This window comes from Gordonia otitidis, assembly GCF_020735545.1.
Taxonomy (GTDB): domain Bacteria; phylum Actinomycetota; class Actinomycetes; order Mycobacteriales; family Mycobacteriaceae; genus Gordonia; species Gordonia otitidis.
The window spans coordinates 587,478-604,236 of record NZ_CP085974.1 but is presented as its reverse complement, the minus strand read 5'-3'; the positions used below and the strand labels follow the sequence as shown (position 1 = coordinate 604,236).

Below are 16,759 nucleotides of genomic sequence, written 5' to 3'. Positions count from 1 at the left end.
GCGTCTACCGTGGATTTCATGGCAGATTCGGACAGTTACGACGTCATCGTGATCGGCGCTGGACCAGCGGGCGAGAACGCCGCCGACTATGCGATCCGCGGAAGTTCTCGCCGCGCGGTACTCATCGAGAGTCAACTCGTCGGAGGTGAATGTTCGTACTGGGTCTGCATGCCGAGTAAGGCGCTGCTGGGTGCGGGCGCTGCGCTCGACACGGCGACTGGGCTGCCCGGCTCGCGGCCCCGTGTGGTCGACGATCAGCCCGACTCCGCGAGACTTTTCGCCTGGCGGGACTCGTTCACCGAGAACCGCGACGATTCATCTCAGGTGGAATGGGCGTGCGGAGCCGGAATCGACGTCGTACGAGGTGAGGGGCGTCTTGTCGGTGAGCGGGAGGTCGAGGTGGCCGGCCGGCGCCTGCGGGCTGGCGAGGCCGTCGTCGTGGCAACGGGTAGTGAGGCGTCGATTCCGCCCATCCCCGGACTCGCCGATGCCGCACCCTGGACGTCACGCGATGCGACGAACCTCGTTGAGGTCCCGCCACGGATCGCTGTGCTCGGCGGTGGGGTGGTGGCCTGCGAGGCCGCGACCTGGCTGGCCGAGCTCGGCAGCGAGGTGACGATGGTGGTCCGCGGGAAAGCGCTGCTGCCGTCGATGGAACCGTATGTCGGAGAGCGTGTCTCTGCGGGACTGCGCGACCGTGGCGTCGACATTCGATACGGCACCACGTTCGCGTCGGTGGCACGCCCCGGCGTCGACGACACCGGCTACGGACGGATTCACGGAGGGCCCGCGGCGGTCGACCTCGCCAACGGTGACGGCGACGTCGTCGACAGGCTCGAGGTCGACGAGATCCTGGTAGCCGCTGGTCGACGGCCCCGCACCGTCGACGTCGGATTCGAGTCTCTCGGCATCGATCCGAAGGCGAAGCTCGACGTCGACGATCGTCTGAATGTCGCGGGTCACGACTGGCTCTACGCCGTCGGTGACGTCAACGGCCGCGCGCCGCTGACGCACATGGGCAAGTACCAGGCGCGTGTCGCCGGTGATGTGATCGCCGCACGCGCTGAGGGACGTTCGCTCGACGGCGAGCGGTACGCGGCCACCGCCGATCATGCCGCCGTGCCGCAGGTCGTGTTCACCGAGCCGCAGGTCGGGTCGGTGGGTCTGACCGAACACGCCGCCCGCGACGCCGGGCTCGACGTTGTCACATCGGAGCTCGACATCGAGGTCGCGGGATCGGCGCTCGCACGCGAGGACTACAGCGGCCGCGCGAAGCTGGTCATCGACCGTGGACGAAATGTGTTGGTGGGAGCCACGTTTGTCGGCCCCGACATCGCCGAGCTGGTCCATTCGGCGACGGTTGCCGTTGTCGGAGAGGTGTCGATCGACCGGCTCTGGCACGCCGTCCCGTCGTACCCGACGGTCAGCGAGGTGTGGCTGCGACTGTTGGAGAACCTGCGCGGGTAGGGACTCGTCGGTCCGACGTCGCCGCGCGTACGGACCAGTAGCGTGGACTCCATGAGTACTCCACACCTCATCACGGCCTCGGACCTGCGTGAACTCGGCGACGATCCCAAACTGCGCATCGTCGATGCGACTGTGCATCTTCGATTCGGCGACGGCGCTCCCCAGATCGAGTCCGGACGCGAGTCGTACCTGGCCGGCCACATACCGGGCGCTACATTCATCGATCAATTGGTCGCACTCTCCGACCCCGACGGTGAAGCGCCCTTCGCAGTCGTCTCGTCCGACGACTTCGCCGCGGTGGTGGGGGATGCCGGCATCGGCGACGATTCGCGCGTTGTCGTCTACGACACGGAGAACGGTATCTGGGCGACTCGTCTGTGGTGGCACTTCGGCCTCGAAGGGTTCGACGAAATAGCCGTGCTCGATGGCGGGCTCCAAGCGTGGGTCGACGCCGGCTTCCCTATCGACAGAGGTGAATCCGGCTATCCACCCGCCGACTTCACCGCACGACGACGACCCGAACGGATCGAGTCGACCGACGAGGTGATCGCCGACGTCGACGACGATTCGGTGTTGCTGATCAACGCACTCGACCGCGACGCCTTCGCAGGAGGGCACATTCCGGGGAGCGTCAACGTCCCATTCGGTGAGTTGGTCGACGATCGCGGCAGGCTCAAGGACGTGCCCGCGCTCCGCGAGATCTTCGACGCCGTCGGCGCGCTGGATGCCGGTGTCCGCCCGGTCACCTACTGCGGGGGCGGAATCGCAGCCACCGCGGCCGCTTTCGCGCTCTCGGCGGTGGGACGCGACGACGCTGCGGTCTACGACGGCTCGATGAACGCGTGGACATCTGATCCTGCAAGGCCGCTGGAGAAGAGCTGACTCCACGTTGCGTGGGATCCAGGGGTGCAAAAATGCCCCCCGGGATCCCACGCAACTATCGGCGGGTGCCCCCAGTCGGACTCGAACCGACACTGTGCGGATTTTAAGGCCATTCAAGCGATCACTTAACACGATGGATTGACGCAGGTCAAGTCGCAGAAGGCTTGCAGGTGGAGCGTGATTCAGCTCGAGCCAGGGTCCAGGTCGTACCCACGAGTGGACACCGCATGAGGTCAATTTGCCATGCTCTGCCATGCAACTTGACCGGTGCCATGCGGGAGCGCACCCTACCTGTATGGCTTGGACTGAACGGAACCGCTCAAAGTCCTACCGGGCGATGTACCGGGACGAGAACGGCAAGCGTAGGAGCGCGGGATCGTTTGCCACTGAGAAGCAAGCTCTCGGTAAGGCTGTGGCGGCTGAGGACGAGGCGCGTAGGCGGCAACCGTCGTCCGATCTGACGTGGCGCGAGTGGTCGGAACGGTGGGTGCCTTCCCGCAAGGTGGAGCAGTCGACAGCCGCTCGGGACAAGTCCAGGATTGAGAACCACATCATGCCGCGTTGGGGAGACGTGCCGCTGTCCCAGATTCGTCGGCCCGATGTTCAGGCTTGGGTTGACAGTGACCTGTCGACGTTGGCTCCGTCCTCGGTGCACGGTGCTCGGTTCGTCACTTCGGGCCGCGATGAACGCTGGTCTCTTGTCCACGAATGAGGCTACGGCGTTGAACCTGCCAACGATCCCGCCTAGCCCGGAACGTTGGCTGTCGGGTGACGAGTTGGACGCGATACGTGCTGTTCTCGCGGAGTCGTACCTGTTCACGTTCGAGTTGCTAGTTGGGACAGGCACGCGTTGGGGTGAGGCTGTTGGACTGCACTACGACGACGTAGACCTTCACCGGAAGACGATCCGGATTCGATGGGCATGGGACCGTAGGAACCATCTGATGAAGTCGCCCAAGACTAGGCAGACGCGAACCGTGCCGATCAGTGACAGGCTGGCTAATCTCATCCAGGAGCGGTTAGATGCTGACGGACTTGGTACGCCTCCCGATGTTGAGTATCAGGGTGGGCGGCGTCCGTTGTACGGCCTCGTGCTGCGGGGCACTAATGGTCTGCCGGTCAACCCAACATCGTTCGCGCATGGGCTGACGGCTGCGGGTAATGCGGCGTTTGTTGGGGCAGAAGGCCGCAAGGATCGGCGGCGTGTGGGCGCTGTGCGGACCCATGACTTGCGGCATTCGTGGGCAAGTTCGCTTGTGCAGAAGGGTGTCCCGATTGACACCGTCAGCAAGCTCTTGGGACATAGCAACTTGACGACGACGCAGCGGTATGCGGATGCGGCTGATTCTCAATGGGATGCGGTGCGTAACGCTCTCGGGTGATGGTGCTCTAAGAGTACTTCGGTGCGGAGAAGTTCTACTCCGGCAAGGAGAACTCGTGCAACGTCAAGATGAACATGCAGAGGGCTGCGACCAGCAGTTCGGTGTTCTAGTTGTGTGAATCGCGCTCCGGCCATGGGCCGTCTAGCTGGACCTCTGCGGTCTGAATGTCTCTGACAGGGGTGGCCTGTCATGTCCTCTCGATAGTGTTCGTCGGGTCGGTAACGCACGGCAAGTCCCCTCACTAATTGTTCGAGGCGTTGGACCCTGCAACCGATCAACCCTCACAGTCGGCAGGGGTCGATCCTGTCCTAAACCCTTTGGAGCACAACACTTTGACGAACATTGACTGGCTCACCGTTGCTGAGGCCGCGCAGGAGGCGAAAGTCTCTGAGAAGACGATTCGGCGCTGGTATCGCTCGGGCCGTTTGCAGGCGGATCGGTTGACGCCGAGGACGATTCGGATTCGACGTTGCGAGTTGGCGGCTATGGCTGGGGCTGCGGCGTGAGCTACGAGGACGATGCGCAAGCGTTCGGGGATCACATTCGTCACGGCGGTGACTGGCGGTATGCGCTACTCGTCGCGCGGTGGGTGCGTGTCTCAGATGAGACAGCCAAGGTGTCGGCGCGTGAGTTCGCAACGGCGGCTGGCGTATCGCACGCAACAGTGTCTCGGTATCTGAAGGCGTGGCAAGCTGGCGCGGAGTCCGGTCTGGTCCCTGACGCTGCAAGCATCCAACCCGGTGACGACGTGCAACTAGAGGTCGACGCCGAGCAGTGGGCCAAGTGCTACCAGTCGGGCAACGCTCCGAAACGGGAACCAGCAGCGAAAGACCCGAAAGCGCCAGGGGCACGCAAGGATTTCTTCACCAAGCTTGCCCGCGTGATCGACGTGACGATGTATTCGCCAGAACATGTAGTTGAGCTACTGGGATCGAACCAGAGCGATTACGAACACATCGAGCAACAGGTTCTCGTGATAGCTGATTGGGTCAATCAGGTCCAGGAGGCGAGGGCGGCGTGACTGACCACGTGATCGTGTCCGCGCGAGGACCGAAGCGAATGACATGCATCCACGAGCCGGGAACGTACACCGTGCAGATGGGGCTGGTGCACGAGTAGGTGACATCTGATCTGGCTTGCCCTGCCGGGCGGCCTGGAAGGATGCCAGCTGTGCCCAAGCCCTATCCCCAGGAGTTCCGCGACGACGTTGTCCGCGTCGCCCAGAACCGTGAAGACGGTGTGACTCTCGAACAGATCGCTGCCGACTTCGGTATCCACCCGATGACCCTGAACAAGTGGATCCGCAAGGCCGACGTGGAGGCCGGGATCAAGCCCGGCACCACGTCGGCCGAATCGCGTGAGCTGCGCGAGGCCAAGCGGCGTGTGCGCCTGCTTGAACAGGAGAACGAGGTCTTACGCCGGGCGGCGGCGTACCTGTCCCAAGCGAATCTGCCGGGAAAAGGTGGTACCCGCTCGTGAGTGAGCTGGCCGCTGACGGCATCCCCGTCACGGTGGCGTGTCGGGTACTCAAGATCGCTCGCCAGCCCTACTACCGGTGGCGCAAGAACCCGATCACCGACGCCGAGCTCGCCGAGGCGTACCGGGCCAACGCCCTGTTCGACGCCCACCGCGAAGACCCGGAGTTCGGCTACCGCTACCTCGCCGACGAGGCCGAAGCCGCAGGCGAGAAGATGTGCCGGCGGACGGCGTGGCGGATCTGCTCCGCCGGCGGCTGGACCAGCACCATCAGCAAGAGAGGCCGCGGCAAGCACCGCAAGGCCGGCCCGCCTGTACACGACGATCTCGTCAAGAGAGACTTCACCGCGCCCGGCCCCAACGAGCTGTGGCTGACCGACATCACCGAGCACTGGACGGCCGAGGGCAAGCTGTACCTGTGCGCGATCAAGGACGTCTACTCGGGCCGGATCGTCGGGTACTCGATCGACTCGAGAATGAAGTCCCGCCTGGCCGTGGCCGCCCTGAACAGCGCTGTCGCCAGGCGAGGGGACGTGGCCGGCTGCGTTCTGCACAGCGATAGAGGGTCTCAATTTCGTTCGAAGAAGATGCAGAAGGCCATCACCCGGCACGGCATGCTCGGGTCGATGGGCAGGGTCGGTGCGTGTGGTGACAACGCGGCGATGGAGAGCTTCTTCTCGCTGCTACAGAACAACGTCCTCGACCGTCGATCCTGGGCCACCAGAGACGAGCTCCGGGCCGCCATCGTGCACTGGATCGAACGGACCTACCACCGCCGCAGACGACAGGACCGCCTCGGCAGATTGACCCCCATTGAATTCGAGACCATCATCAACCACGAGGCCCCTCAGGCCGCGTGACTAACCCTGTCACCTATCCGTGCACCAGGCCCCATCGAGTCCGACGAGCCATTCGAGTTGAAGGTGAGTGTTCGTCAGGTAGTGCGTCGTGTGACGCCTGCCGACGACGTGTAGGAGTCGTTTCCCGTGGGTTGGGAAACACGAGTTGAGTGTTCAGGGTTTGTGCAGGTCAGAGCGTTTCCCGTACCTGCAACCCCTAGTTGTGTAGAACCGGGAAACAAGAGTCAGCAGAAGCGCACGACGATAGGAGTCACGAGCCGATGACGGCGCCGACACACGATTCGAGACGACAAGGAACACGCACCGGATGCAAGGTGACGTGTCCGACATGCGGGCAAACGGAAGTGCAAATGAAGTGGCCCGATAGTGCAGGCGAGTGGAAGCTGTACCGGCACCGCCAACCGTCACCAAAGGAGGCTCTGGTCTGCTTCGGACCGAGCACGGGTCTACTCGATGTGCTGATGGACCAGGCGGGCTTGACTGTCGAGTTCCCTGACGCTGCCGACGACACCACGCCTCACGGGGCACAAGCAACCCTGTGGTGAGTGAACGCAACCCCACCAGATTCCACGGCACCTACGGTGAGGGGCAGAAGCTCTACATTCCCGTGCCGTTCGCGCTGCACCGCAATCCGGCGATCACACCAGCGGCGATCCGGGTGGCCGTGGCGGTGTTCTCCAACCGTGAGGGCTGGGAAGTGTCGATCAAGTCGATTGCTGCCGACTGCGGAGTATCTGAGGCACAGGTGCGGGCCGGTATCGCCACGTTGATTGCGCATCGGTGGATGGCTCGGGAGGCATTGACCAGGAACCGGTACGTGCTGCACGTGGCTAGGGTGGAGCCGTTTACCGAGGTAGAGCACGCGAAGCTCAACACGTACGTTCCCCCATCGGGTAAGGGTCCGAGACGTAGGGGTGCGAAACCCGAACCAGGGTGTCAGGTCGCGTCAGTGGGGGGTGGTGCGGAATCCGAACCCCTTGGGGGTGTCAAATCCGAATCCCTAGGGGGTGCGAAATCCGAACCAGAACCAAATCCATCCCTAAATAAATCCCTAAATATATCTTCTATGGATAGCTATAAGGATGATGGTCAACCGATTCGACTCCGAACGTTCGTTGACACCTACCGGTCGGAACTCACGGTGATAGCCGAGCAGGCTGGAAGCTATCTAGGTGGTCTAGGTGCCGCACTGGACCGTGAGGTTGTTGGTGATGATCGCACGGTGACCGAGTTTTGGGAGTTGACTCATCGTGTGGTTGCTGAGGGTTTGGTGCCTGCTTGACGGGATGCATGGTGACGCGCCGAGTTTGGTGAACGCATGTCGACTCGACTACGGGCGCGGCGCCTTCTGCCCGAAGGCTTAGGGTCGCTGCGCTCCGCTGAGGGGAGGGGATGGTTCCGGCTGTGATTGCTCCGGACCTTCCCCTTCCTTCTGGTCTTAGCCCCCGTCTTTGAACCAAGGTGATCCCCCGCGCCGACGCCGGGGATGCTGTCACGGTTGGCGCGGTAGTCAATGCATTGTGCGCGTAGGCAGATGACTCCGGAGCAGAAACGGCGTGTGTGGACGCGGGTGTTGGAGTCGGGTGGTTCTGTCGCTGAGGCCGCAGAAGCTACAGGATCGTCCGAGAAGGCCGGTTGGGGCATGGGTGACAGAGACTGATAAGAAATCCTCACCTGAGGAAAAGTTATCACCTACCGCCCAGAAGCGAGCCAAGATCGATGAGGCTATTAGGGCTGATCCGCACAAGTCTGACCGACAGATCGCCAAAGAAACCGTCAAGCTCTGAGAGCGATCCTAAGCGTTAACAGGCGTAAACCCTAGTGCTTATGCGTGTGGGCTTAGAAATGTTGTTAGCGTCGATTCTGGGCGGCAAGAATGGCCCATTCTGGACGAGCCTAACGATTAGTTGTCGGCTATTAGTGCCAGAACCCTGCCGTTAAGGCGAAAATGCCTGAACGGCGACCCAGCTAGGGAAAAATTGCCTGAACAGGCAAATCAGTTTGGTCGAGAAAGGTTAGGGCAAAATTGCCCGGACCTATTGCTGGACGGCGGGCTACCGACAAAGACGCGATCTCCGTTACGGCAAAGTTGCCGCAACGGGGCAAGGGGCGTGGCGGACGAGCAAAGTCTACGGCAGAATTGCCGCAAACTAACGCCGAGCACGAACAGGCTAAGCGCGGGCCAATGGCTACCGATGAGGCTGCGGAACAGTTCGGGGTCTCCGGAAGAATAGTCCGCGACGCCAAATATGTAGCCACAAACGATCCGGAACTGTTCGAGGTCGTCAACACTAACTAGATATAATGGACGTATCGGCAGGTTAACCACGGAATTAGTGATCCGATCCGTTAACGCGTAAACGTGAAGTTGGAGCGCGTTGCCAAGTAAATGCAATAATAGGTTTATAAGCGTTAATCAATCACACATCGGAGAGGGGGTGTACATGGCTGACACCCCTAGTGTCTTTCTTCCCGTCCGCGAACTGCAAACCGTTATCGGCTGCTCACGCACTGCCGCGATTCGACTTATTGAGTCTGGCGAGATTGACGGTAAGCGAATCGGGGCGCGTTATTACGTAAAAAGGAAGGCGCTCGAATCGCTTACCAGCTAACTAAAGACTTTCCCGGCTGGGCTTTGGAGTAGCAGAGTCGGGAATCAGAAGACACCCCCTCGGGTTGAAGCCGCGTCCTATCCCGCGCGCTCCTCGAAGGGGTGTTTTCGCATGTCAGGAGGCTAATGCGCATCTGTATCGAGGACGGGTGCGGACGTACAGCGACCAGGCGTTACCTATGCCAACCCCACTACCGACGCCGCTTAGCCTCGATCCACCGATTTGCTTGTGATCGGTCGGTGAGGGATAAACGAAATGCCCTGTCTGAGTGACAGAATGGGACTTCTCTAGGGTTCCATCCACACACACAGGAGGGCATGTCGTAGATGCGATTGTCTCACACTCACCCGGTCCGGTCTGCATCCTGTGACGATCCGAATCTCCTCGCCGCTGCGGGGGTGGTGCCGGTGATGGCGCTGGCCGAACGCGCCAGCCTGTCGGAGTTGGCCCGCGAGCATCTGAGCGTGCCCACCGACAAGGGCGCCCATCCGGATCGGAAAATGTTTTCCCTGGTGGCGGGGATGGTGGCGGGCGCCGACAGCATCGACGACATGGCCGTGTTGCGACACGGCGCGATGGGCAAGGTGTTCGACCATCCTTACGCCCCGTCGACGTTGGGATCGTTTCTTCGCGAGTTCCGGTTCGGGCATGTCCGCCAAGCCGATGCGATCGCCACCCGGCTGTTGGCGGGACTGGCTCGCCATACTCCGGTGCTGGCGGGGATCGACGGGCCGGTGATGATCGATATCGACGACTCGATCATCGAGGTCCACGGCCCGGCCAAGCAGGGCGTCGGATTCGGCTACACCCGAGTGCGTGGGCTGAACTCGGCGATCACCACCCTCACCTGTGGTGACGGTGCGCCGGTGATCGCCGCTCAACGCCTGCGCAAAGGGGCGTGTAACTCCGCGCGCGGGGCGCATCGGTTGATCGCCGACACCCTGGCCACCGTGCGGCGGCTACGGTCGTCCGATGCGTCGGGACCGATACTGCTGCGAGCGGATTCAGCGTTCTACGGCCATCGCGCGATCACCACCGCGCTCCGGGCCGGTGCGCAGGTGTCGGTCACCGTGCGTCAGGATTCCCACGTCCGAGCAGCGATCAGCGAGGTACCGGCAGATGCATGGACGCCGATCGAGTACACCGACGCCGTCTTCGACGAAGACAGCGGCCAGTGGGTCTCGCGGGCCGAGGTCGCCGAAGTACCGTTCACCGCGTTCACCTCCAAAGCCAAGCGCCTGCAGGTATCCGGACGGCTGGTGGTGCGCCGTATCCCTGACTTCGCAGCCGAGGGAGACGGCTTGTTCGACGTGTGGCGGTTTCATGCGTTCTTCACCACCAGCGACCTGGACACCGTGACCGCCGACAAGACTCACCGCGGTCATGCGATCATCGAGCAAGTCCACGCCGACCTCAAAGCCTCCGCATTGGCGCATCTGCCCTCGGGAAAGTTCTGCGCGAACGCCGCATGGCTGGTGTGTGCGGTCATCGCGTTCAACCTGACCCGCGCCGCAGCCTGTCTCGGTGGACAGCGTCTGGCGAAGGCGACTACCTCCACCATCCGACGCACCCTGATCTGCATACCCGCTCGAATCGCGTCCTCAGCGCGGCGCATCACGATGCATCTACCCGCCCGATGGCCGTGGGAACGCGAGTGGAACCTGTTGTTCAACAACACGATCAAACGACAACACTCAGCCTGACCCCTAACCATCGGCCAGAACCGGCCCCGACACGAAACCCAGTGAAACACGCCGACACCAGAGATCGGCGACTCACCCACGCCCACCGCCACCCCGAACATACACAACACATTTCACGAGACATCAAAAAGCCGATCGGTGGATCGAGGTTAAGAACTACCTAAGGTTGCGTGCGTTGGAAACTAGGGCGCGAAAAGTCTCGAGCGCTTTTGCGTCTGGATCTCGGAAAGTGAACGAAGAGCCAGACGGCCAAGCGATCGCTGCTCCGTATGAGTTGAACGCGGCGATCACGTGATCGGCGGGTTTCTGCGAAAGCAGGATGGTGGGAGTCGTGATGTCGACATTGATCTCCGAGTGACTGATGTAGTCCACGAGTTGGCCGTATGCTTGCCGGAGACTCGGTAGGGTGCCGAGGACTTTGGCTTCGATATAGCGGACTTCTTCCAACGACACATTGTCGACGAGGTCCGAGATGCGGCCCGTTCCGCGATCGATCCAGGTCTCGTGGCCGCGTGAACTGGCGTACTCCTGGTATTCCTGAACTAGCGCAGCTTCTGCCCTGTCGAAGAGTTGGGTCGAAGAGCCGATCCGGCGGACGCCGCGTTGAAACCTATGGGCAGGTACTTCGCTACGGGTCATCGTGTCAGTGGGGGAGTCGGCCAGGACGTCGGTAGCAGCGGCTTCAGCGTTGGTTTCATCGACATACCAGGCAAACGTGTCGGCGAAGAAGTCCTGCACTGCTTCAGATTGGGGATGAACGAACCGTCGATGTGAGAAGTCGTCCGATTTTCCCTCGGCTTGTCGAGCCGCCAGAGTGGGCACTTCATTGCCGCCACGTAGGTCGAAGAGGTTGTGCAGGCTGTAGACCGTGTCGTAGTTGTTCTCGTTGTCCCACAGGAGGTCTGGCAGGTCGGTGTTGCGGAAGGCGTAGCCGATGGTTGCGATGGCGTAGAACGACTTGTCGCCCTGGAAGACGACGCGGTCACCGAGGCTTGGGGGCTGTTTTACGAATCTGCTGTGGTAACCGAAGAACTGGCATCGACCGTCAGGGTATAGCCCTAGCAGAGACTGTCGTTGTCCGCGTGTGAGCGCGGTGTCGTATGGGCTCTCAGTGAATTCGACGGGCGTGGCGATCGTGCGTTCCCAGTTTCGGCGACCGCTGGCGCTTTTGGACAGCCGGAGAGACTGGATATAAAAGGTAGTCATGGACTCGGAGTGTGGCACGACGGTGTGACAGATTCCTGAATTGACTGTTCCGCTTGTCGCGTCTCAACCAGTGCGTCGGCGTGGACCCTAGTCTGGCAGGGAGGACCACCAAGCACGCCATTGTCTAGCAGTTGGATGGCGTATGCACCATAATGGTCGTTGCGGAGGATCGAGAGCGTGTTCGCGTTGCAGCGCAGAGCACACTCCCGACCGTCCGCTGTTTGGGTGTTCGGGAACTACCTGTGAAGGTCGATCCAGAACCGAACCAGAATGGCAATGACCCTGGTGATGTGGGTGAGGTCTGACAGCGTCCGTTCCCACTTCACCGGGGTCTTTCCGCGTTCATGGCGCATACCCGATGTACCTCCAATCTGGGCGCGGTGCGAGCGTCCTTGAGTCGCTCAACATTTCACCGCCCCTCGACCGGAGGTGCACATCGAATCTTAGTCGATGAATGACGAATTACACTGCGTGCGTACTCGGTCAGCTAACGCTCGGCTAAACGCTCGCCCAGCTCGTCACCAGGCTAGATGTCGGTGATTGAACTGTTTGGTGGAACCCTGACGGGTGCTCGCGCGTTGACCCCATCCCAGAATCACCCACGAAACCAAGCCCGTAATCGCGTCAGGCCACGACTGCTAGCACCATGCCCTCGTGGACAGGTGTGATCGTCATGGCACCTGCTCGTGTTTCGCGACGACAAGAGTGGTGGCCCTAGAGCACGGCTAGGGACTGGGCTACGTGCTGACCGCTGGTTTGCGTCGGGCTGGTCGATGACGACGGGCACACTAGTTTGGTTGGTGCGCTCGTGCCCTTAGCGGAGTCGAACCGCTATATAGACCGTCAGGGCTGCCCCATACGAGGGTTGAGAAGGATTCAGACGCAACAGGACTGCGTCCACGAGCAACTAGGCGGGTGGCGCTGTCAACGCATCCCAGAGCCGTGCAGCATCACCCAGTGCGGCTAGTAAGGCGTCCAACTGTTCGCGGGACTGCAACTCGACAGACCCATCGGGGCCGTCGATGAGGAGTGCCGGGGGATCAACGCGCTCGGTGCGCAGATTATGGCCGGTCATCAGGTTCACGTGGACGCCGTGACCGATGTTTCCGCGCATCCAGGTGGTGCATTGCCAGCCGTCGTCTTCTGGCGGGTCGATGTGTGGTGTGTTCATGCGTGCCACCCCAGCTCGAGGCAGAAGCGCATGGCGAGCAGCGGGACGATGTAGACGAGAGCTGCGAAGACAATCACAGCCGCGTAATGGCGGTGGGTCACGAGGTGTGTCCTTCCAACGGTTTCGAACCTGTCGGAATGACCTTGAAAACCACCGAGGGGACACCTCAGTTACTAGCGGTTGTCATGCAAGGTGTCTCGCATGGCAACCCAAGAGCATCAAAAACCACGTTTACCTGCGGTTTATGGGTGCCCCCACCGGGATTCGAACCCGGAACACGCGGATTTTAAGTCCGCTGCCTCTGCCAATTGGGCTATAGGGGCGCGCTGACAAGCATGCCATGCGCGTTCCCGCGCAAACGAGGGAAGTGCCCCATGGGGGGTGACGTTCTGCACTCACCGATGCAGACCCGCCTGGCGCACCGCCAGGCGGGCGGCGCGTTGGACGCACCAGACGGTCCAGACCGCTGATATCAACGCGATCACAAGTAGTTCGCTGGTCATCCAGACCAGGGCGTCGCCGCTGACGGTGTTCGACGGGTCCTGGACCATGAACACCACCGCCATCACCGACAGCAAGCCGATGACGGCTGACGGCCAGCCGGCGTGCGCCTCGAGGTGGTGCTTCTCTTCGATCACCTCGGCAGCGTGCCGCTGATGGTCGGCCCGCGAGTCGTTGAGCTCGGAAAGGGCGACGAACAGATCGGCACTACGGCGAGGCTGTGAGGATCGGTGGTAGGACAGCACCCAGGCTCCGACCGCGATGGCGGCGAGAGCAAGTGAGAGGTAGACCACACCCCATCGTAGCCCGTCGGACGGATGGCGCAGAGTGTGACGGCGACCGGCCAATGCGCATCTCCATCGAGCGATACACCCTTGACGCCCTGACTTAATGGCGATAACTTAACGCGGGTAAGTGACCATCACGCGCAAGGGGAACCGCATGCTGGCAAGACTCACCCGACTCGCGGTTTCGGCACCCAAACGTGTTCTGGCGGTGGCGTTTCTGCTGCTGGTGTTGTGCGGGATCTACGGAGCGTCTGCCTCGCAACACCTCCTCGCCGGCGGTTACTCCGACCCCAACAGCGAATCGGCGCAAGCGGCACAACAGATCAACGACACGTTCCAGCGTGGGGGATTACAAGTCGTTCTGAAACTCGACGCCCCCGCAGGCACCGACACGGAAAAGGACCCGCGGGCGGCCGCGGTCGGCAAGTCGCTCGTCACCGAGCTCGATGGCATTCCCTATGTGCAGCAACCGATTCTGTCGGTGTGGCAGGACCCGACGCTCGCCCCCGGTCTGGTCAGCAAGGACCGCAGCTCTGCCCTGATCATCGCCACGCTCGACGGCGGCGAGGCCGACGCGCCCGCGCATGCGAAAAAGGTTGCCTCCCGCTTCGAGGGGACCCGTGACGGCATCTCGATCCGTGTCGGTGGCGAGGGGCTGGTGTTCCAACAGGTCAACGAGCAGACGACCCGCGACCTCGCGCTTGCCGAGGGTATCGCGATCCCCGTCAGTTTCCTCGTACTGATCGTCGTGTTCGGGGGAGTTCTCGCGGCCATGTTGCCGATCGGGGTAGGCATCATCGCGATCGTGTTGACGTTCGCCCTGCTGCGGTTGATCGGCACCGTCACGGATGTGTCGATCTTCGCGCTGAACCTCACCACCGCAATGGGTTTGGCGCTCGCGATCGACTACACGCTGCTGCTCGTCACTCGCTATCGAGAAGAGGTCGCCGACGGTCGGGACCGGCGGTCCGCGATTCTGCGCACCATGTCGACGGCTGGCCGGACCGTCGCCTTCTCGGCGATCACGGTCGCCCTCGCGCTCGCCGCATTGGCGATCTTTCCGATGTACTTCCTACGTTCGTTCGCCTACGCCGGACTCGGAGTGGTTGCGATCGCCGCGGTGACCTCACTGGTGATCACGCCCGCCATCCTCATGCTCCTCGGCGACCGGATCGACTCGCTCGACGTGCGTCGCGGAGTTCGTAAGCTCCTGGGTCGACCCGAGCCGACACCGCGTCCGGTCGAGCAGGGCTGGTGGTACCGCGCGGCGTCGTGGGTTCTGAAACGGGCCGCGCCCGTCGGGGCTACCGTCGTCGCGATCTTGTTGGTGCTCGGCGCCCCCTTCCTGTCCATCAAGTTCGGCTTCCCCGATGATCGCGTCCTTCCGACGAGCGCGAGTGCGCATCAGATCCAGCAGGAGATACGCGACGACTTCGCCCAGAACCTCTCCTCGACAATCACCGTCGTCACGACCGGCGATGTCTCGCAGCAGACGAGGGCGCACTACGCGCAGGAACTCTCGCGCGTGGCCGACGTCAACTCGGTGTCGGGGGCGGGCGGCACCTTCGTCGACGGTCGGCCAGTGGGACCGGTCAACCCCGCGGACCTGCGCGGCGACGTCGGAGTGATCACCATCGCCACGAGCCTCGAACCGATGCAGGAGGCCGGCGAGCACCAGCTCGCCCAGTTGCGCGACGTGCCGGCACCGGACGGTCTCACAGTGAAATTCACCGGAACCGCTGCGACCAACGTCGACACCGTCGATTCGATCTACGCACACCTGCCCTGGGTGCTCGGGGTGATCGCGATCGCCACCTTCATCCTGTTGTTCCTGTTCACCGGAAGCGTCGTGCTGCCGCTGAAGGCGTTGGTGCTCAACGTGTTGTCGCTGTCGGCAACCTTCGGCGCCATGGTGTGGTTCTTCCAGGAAGGCCATCTCGGGGGACTGGGCACCACGGCAACCGGGTACCTCGCGGCAACGATGCCGGTGCTCATGTTCTGCATCGCGTTTGGTCTGTCGATGGACTACGAGGTGTTCCTACTCGGCCGCATCCGCGAATCGTGGCTCTCGTCGGACCGATCACGCGCGGCCAACGACCGGGCCGTCGCGCTCGGCATTGCCAGGACCGGCCGTGTCATCACCGCCGCAGCGCTGCTGATGAGCATCGTGTTCGCGGGAATCGCGGCGTCGGAGGTGTCGTTCATGCGTATGTTCGGTGTCGGGCTCACGCTCGCCGTGCTGATGGATGCCACCCTCATCCGGATGCTGCTCGTCCCGTCGTTCATGCGACTCGCCGGGCGCGTGAACTGGTGGGCTCCCGCGCCGCTGCGCCGTGTGCACGACCGCTTCGGACTCTCCGAGGAGGTCGAGGACGAGCAGCGGGGATCGCCCGCCCGCCCCGACGCGAACCCCACTCACGAAATCGAGACACAGGAGAACAGTGACGCCGACCTCTCGCAGGACCCGATCGCCCCGCGGATCAGGTGAGTTGCTGGCAGACGAGATCATCGACGCCGCCACGTCGCTTCTGCTCGACGCCGAGGCGGCCTCGGCAGTGTCGATCCGCGCGGTCGCCGAGAGAGTGGGCGTCACGCCGCCGTCGATCTACCTGCACTTCGCCGACAAGGACGCGCTGCTCGAGGCGGTGTGTGCACGGTACTTCGAGCAGCTCGACGAGAAGTTGGCCGAGGCGTCGATCGGGGTCGACGACCCGCTGGAGCGGGCTCTCCAGATGGGGATGGCCTACGTGCGATTCGCGGTCGACACCCCTGTGCTGTACCGCGAGGCCTTCCATCACGTATCCCCGGCCGAGCAGCGGACCAAGGTCGACGAGGTTCTCGCGGCATCGGCGTTCGTCCGGTTCACCGGGACTGTCGGCGAACTCGCGGAGGCCGGTGTGTTCAGGCCCGCCGAGGTGGGCGACGTGGTGCTGGAACTGTGGACTGCCGCACACGGTCTTGCGTCGCTGATGATCGCAAAGCCCGGTCTGGGGTGGGGTGATGACTTCGCCATCGCTGAACAGACGCTGCGCTCGGTGTGTCTCGGACGCGCGGTGCTCTCGATCCGCGAATATCGTGCACCCGATGCGGTCCGAGGCTTTCTCGACGCATTGAGCGCCACGTCGGATCCCCCGATTGGTCAAGAGAAGGTAAAGTCGGAACCGAAACGGGCCGATCCCCGTTGATGAGACGTACACGTCCATATAAGGAGC

16 protein-coding genes and 1 tRNA gene are annotated in these 16,759 nt (G+C 62.4%); 13 read left to right on the top strand and 4 right to left on the bottom strand.

The genetic code is table 11. The features are described 5' to 3' along the window. Positions 1–18 precede the first annotated feature (18 nt). The 11 genes from LK459_RS02685 (at position 19) to LK459_RS02635 (ending at position 10,382) form a co-directional block, all read left to right on the top strand. The gene (locus LK459_RS02685) at positions 19–1,467 is read left to right on the top strand and encodes a dihydrolipoyl dehydrogenase family protein (protein ID WP_227921624.1); all 1,449 of its coding nucleotides are present in this window, start codon (positions 19–21) and stop codon (positions 1,465–1,467) included. 51 nt (positions 1,468–1,518) lie between these two features. After that, positions 1,519–2,349, top strand: coding sequence for a sulfurtransferase (locus tag LK459_RS02680; RefSeq protein ID WP_227921618.1), 831 nt, complete (start codon positions 1,519–1,521; stop codon positions 2,347–2,349). 253 nt (positions 2,350–2,602) lie between these two features. Further along, positions 2,603–3,061, top strand: a complete 459-nt coding sequence (locus LK459_RS02675; RefSeq protein WP_322590809.1) for an N-terminal phage integrase SAM-like domain-containing protein — start codon at positions 2,603–2,605, stop codon at positions 3,059–3,061. After that, positions 2,949–3,731 carry a tyrosine-type recombinase/integrase gene (locus LK459_RS02670; RefSeq protein WP_322590808.1) on the top strand — a complete coding sequence of 261 codons (783 nt, stop codon included), beginning with the start codon at positions 2,949–2,951 and terminating at the stop codon, positions 3,729–3,731. The genes LK459_RS02675 and LK459_RS02670 overlap by 113 nt, the downstream gene beginning before the upstream one ends. 245 nt (positions 3,732–3,976) lie before the next feature. Then, positions 3,977–4,237 (top strand): helix-turn-helix domain-containing protein, encoded by a 261-nt coding sequence (locus tag LK459_RS02665; protein ID WP_322590807.1) that lies wholly within the window; start codon positions 3,977–3,979, stop codon positions 4,235–4,237. Continuing rightward, a complete protein-coding gene (locus LK459_RS02660; protein WP_227921616.1) occupies positions 4,234–4,752 on the top strand; it encodes a hypothetical protein in 519 nt (172 codons plus the stop codon). The genes LK459_RS02665 and LK459_RS02660 overlap by 4 nt, the downstream gene beginning before the upstream one ends. 149 nt (positions 4,753–4,901) lie before the next feature. Next, positions 4,902–6,067 (top strand): IS3 family transposase gene (locus tag LK459_RS02655; RefSeq protein WP_085948641.1). Its coding sequence is split into 2 segments (ribosomal slippage): positions 4,902–5,186 and positions 5,189–6,067, totalling 1,164 coding nucleotides; the frame shifts between segments, so codons are not numbered across the junction. 350 nt (positions 6,068–6,417) lie between these two features. Next, a complete protein-coding gene (locus LK459_RS02650) occupies positions 6,418–6,612 on the top strand; it encodes a hypothetical protein (RefSeq protein WP_227921614.1) in 195 nt (64 codons plus the stop codon). Further along, complete coding sequence (locus LK459_RS02645) at positions 6,609–7,349, top strand: hypothetical protein (protein ID WP_227921613.1); 741 nt, start codon at positions 6,609–6,611, stop codon at positions 7,347–7,349. Before LK459_RS02650 ends, LK459_RS02645 begins: the two co-directional genes overlap by 4 nt. A 1,162-nt stretch (positions 7,350–8,511) precedes the next feature. After that, entirely contained in the window at positions 8,512–8,679 is a 168-nt protein-coding gene (locus LK459_RS23240; RefSeq protein WP_227921611.1) for a helix-turn-helix domain-containing protein, read from the top strand. 326 nt (positions 8,680–9,005) lie between these two features. Next, positions 9,006–10,382: an IS1380-like element ISGbr1 family transposase gene (locus LK459_RS02635; protein ID WP_064862420.1), complete on the top strand. Its 1,377-nt coding sequence runs from the start codon at positions 9,006–9,008 to the stop codon at positions 10,380–10,382. Positions 10,383–10,538: 156 nt separating this feature from the next. Here LK459_RS02635 and LK459_RS02630 read toward each other — a convergent pair whose 3' ends face one another. From LK459_RS02630 to LK459_RS02615, 4 genes are all read right to left on the bottom strand, one after another. Beyond that, the gene (locus tag LK459_RS02630) at positions 10,539–11,588 is read right to left on the bottom strand and encodes a hypothetical protein (protein WP_227921609.1); all 1,050 of its coding nucleotides are present in this window, start codon (positions 11,586–11,588) and stop codon (positions 10,539–10,541) included. Positions 11,589–12,495: 907 nt separating this feature from the next. Then, positions 12,496–12,759, bottom strand: coding sequence for a hypothetical protein (locus LK459_RS02625; protein ID WP_227921607.1), 264 nt, complete (start codon positions 12,757–12,759; stop codon positions 12,496–12,498). A 249-nt stretch (positions 12,760–13,008) separates the two neighbouring features. Further along, a tRNA-Leu gene (locus LK459_RS02620) sits at positions 13,009–13,082 on the bottom strand. A 72-nt stretch (positions 13,083–13,154) separates the two neighbouring features. Then, positions 13,155–13,607, bottom strand: a complete 453-nt coding sequence (locus LK459_RS02615) for a hypothetical protein (RefSeq protein ID WP_227921606.1) — start codon at positions 13,605–13,607, stop codon at positions 13,155–13,157. A 94-nt stretch (positions 13,608–13,701) separates the two neighbouring features. On the opposite strand from LK459_RS02615, the gene LK459_RS02610 reads away from it, so the two are divergent. Together LK459_RS02610 and LK459_RS02605 are read left to right on the top strand one after the other, a co-directional pair. Beyond that, entirely contained in the window at positions 13,702–16,035 is a 2,334-nt protein-coding gene (locus LK459_RS02610; protein WP_227921604.1) for an MMPL family transporter, read from the top strand. Continuing rightward, positions 15,989–16,732 (top strand): TetR/AcrR family transcriptional regulator, encoded by a 744-nt coding sequence (locus tag LK459_RS02605; protein WP_227921602.1) that lies wholly within the window; start codon positions 15,989–15,991, stop codon positions 16,730–16,732. The genes LK459_RS02610 and LK459_RS02605 overlap by 47 nt, the downstream gene beginning before the upstream one ends. The last annotated feature ends 27 nt before the right edge of the window (positions 16,733–16,759 follow it).

Excerpts from the sequence above, each read along its gene's own strand:
- LK459_RS02685 (WP_227921624.1), top strand. The coding sequence starts at position 19 with ATGGCAGATTCGGACAGTTACGACGTCATCGTGATCGGCGCTGGACCA.
- LK459_RS02680 (WP_227921618.1), top strand. The coding sequence starts at position 1,519 with ATGAGTACTCCACACCTCATCACGGCCTCGGACCTGCGTGAACTCGGC.
- LK459_RS02675 (WP_322590809.1), top strand. The coding sequence starts at position 2,603 with ATGCAACTTGACCGGTGCCATGCGGGAGCGCACCCTACCTGTATGGCT.
- LK459_RS02670 (WP_322590808.1), top strand. The coding sequence starts at position 2,949 with ATGTTCAGGCTTGGGTTGACAGTGACCTGTCGACGTTGGCTCCGTCCT.
- LK459_RS02650 (WP_227921614.1), top strand. The coding sequence starts at position 6,418 with ATGAAGTGGCCCGATAGTGCAGGCGAGTGGAAGCTGTACCGGCACCGC.
- LK459_RS23240 (WP_227921611.1), top strand. The coding sequence starts at position 8,512 with ATGGCTGACACCCCTAGTGTCTTTCTTCCCGTCCGCGAACTGCAAACC.
- LK459_RS02635 (WP_064862420.1), top strand. The coding sequence starts at position 9,006 with ATGCGATTGTCTCACACTCACCCGGTCCGGTCTGCATCCTGTGACGAT.
- LK459_RS02630 (WP_227921609.1), bottom strand. The coding sequence starts at position 11,588 with ATGACTACCTTTTATATCCAGTCTCTCCGGCTGTCCAAAAGCGCCAGC.
- LK459_RS02625 (WP_227921607.1), bottom strand. The coding sequence starts at position 12,759 with ATGAACACACCACACATCGACCCGCCAGAAGACGACGGCTGGCAATGC.
- LK459_RS02610 (WP_227921604.1), top strand. The coding sequence starts at position 13,702 with ATGCTGGCAAGACTCACCCGACTCGCGGTTTCGGCACCCAAACGTGTT.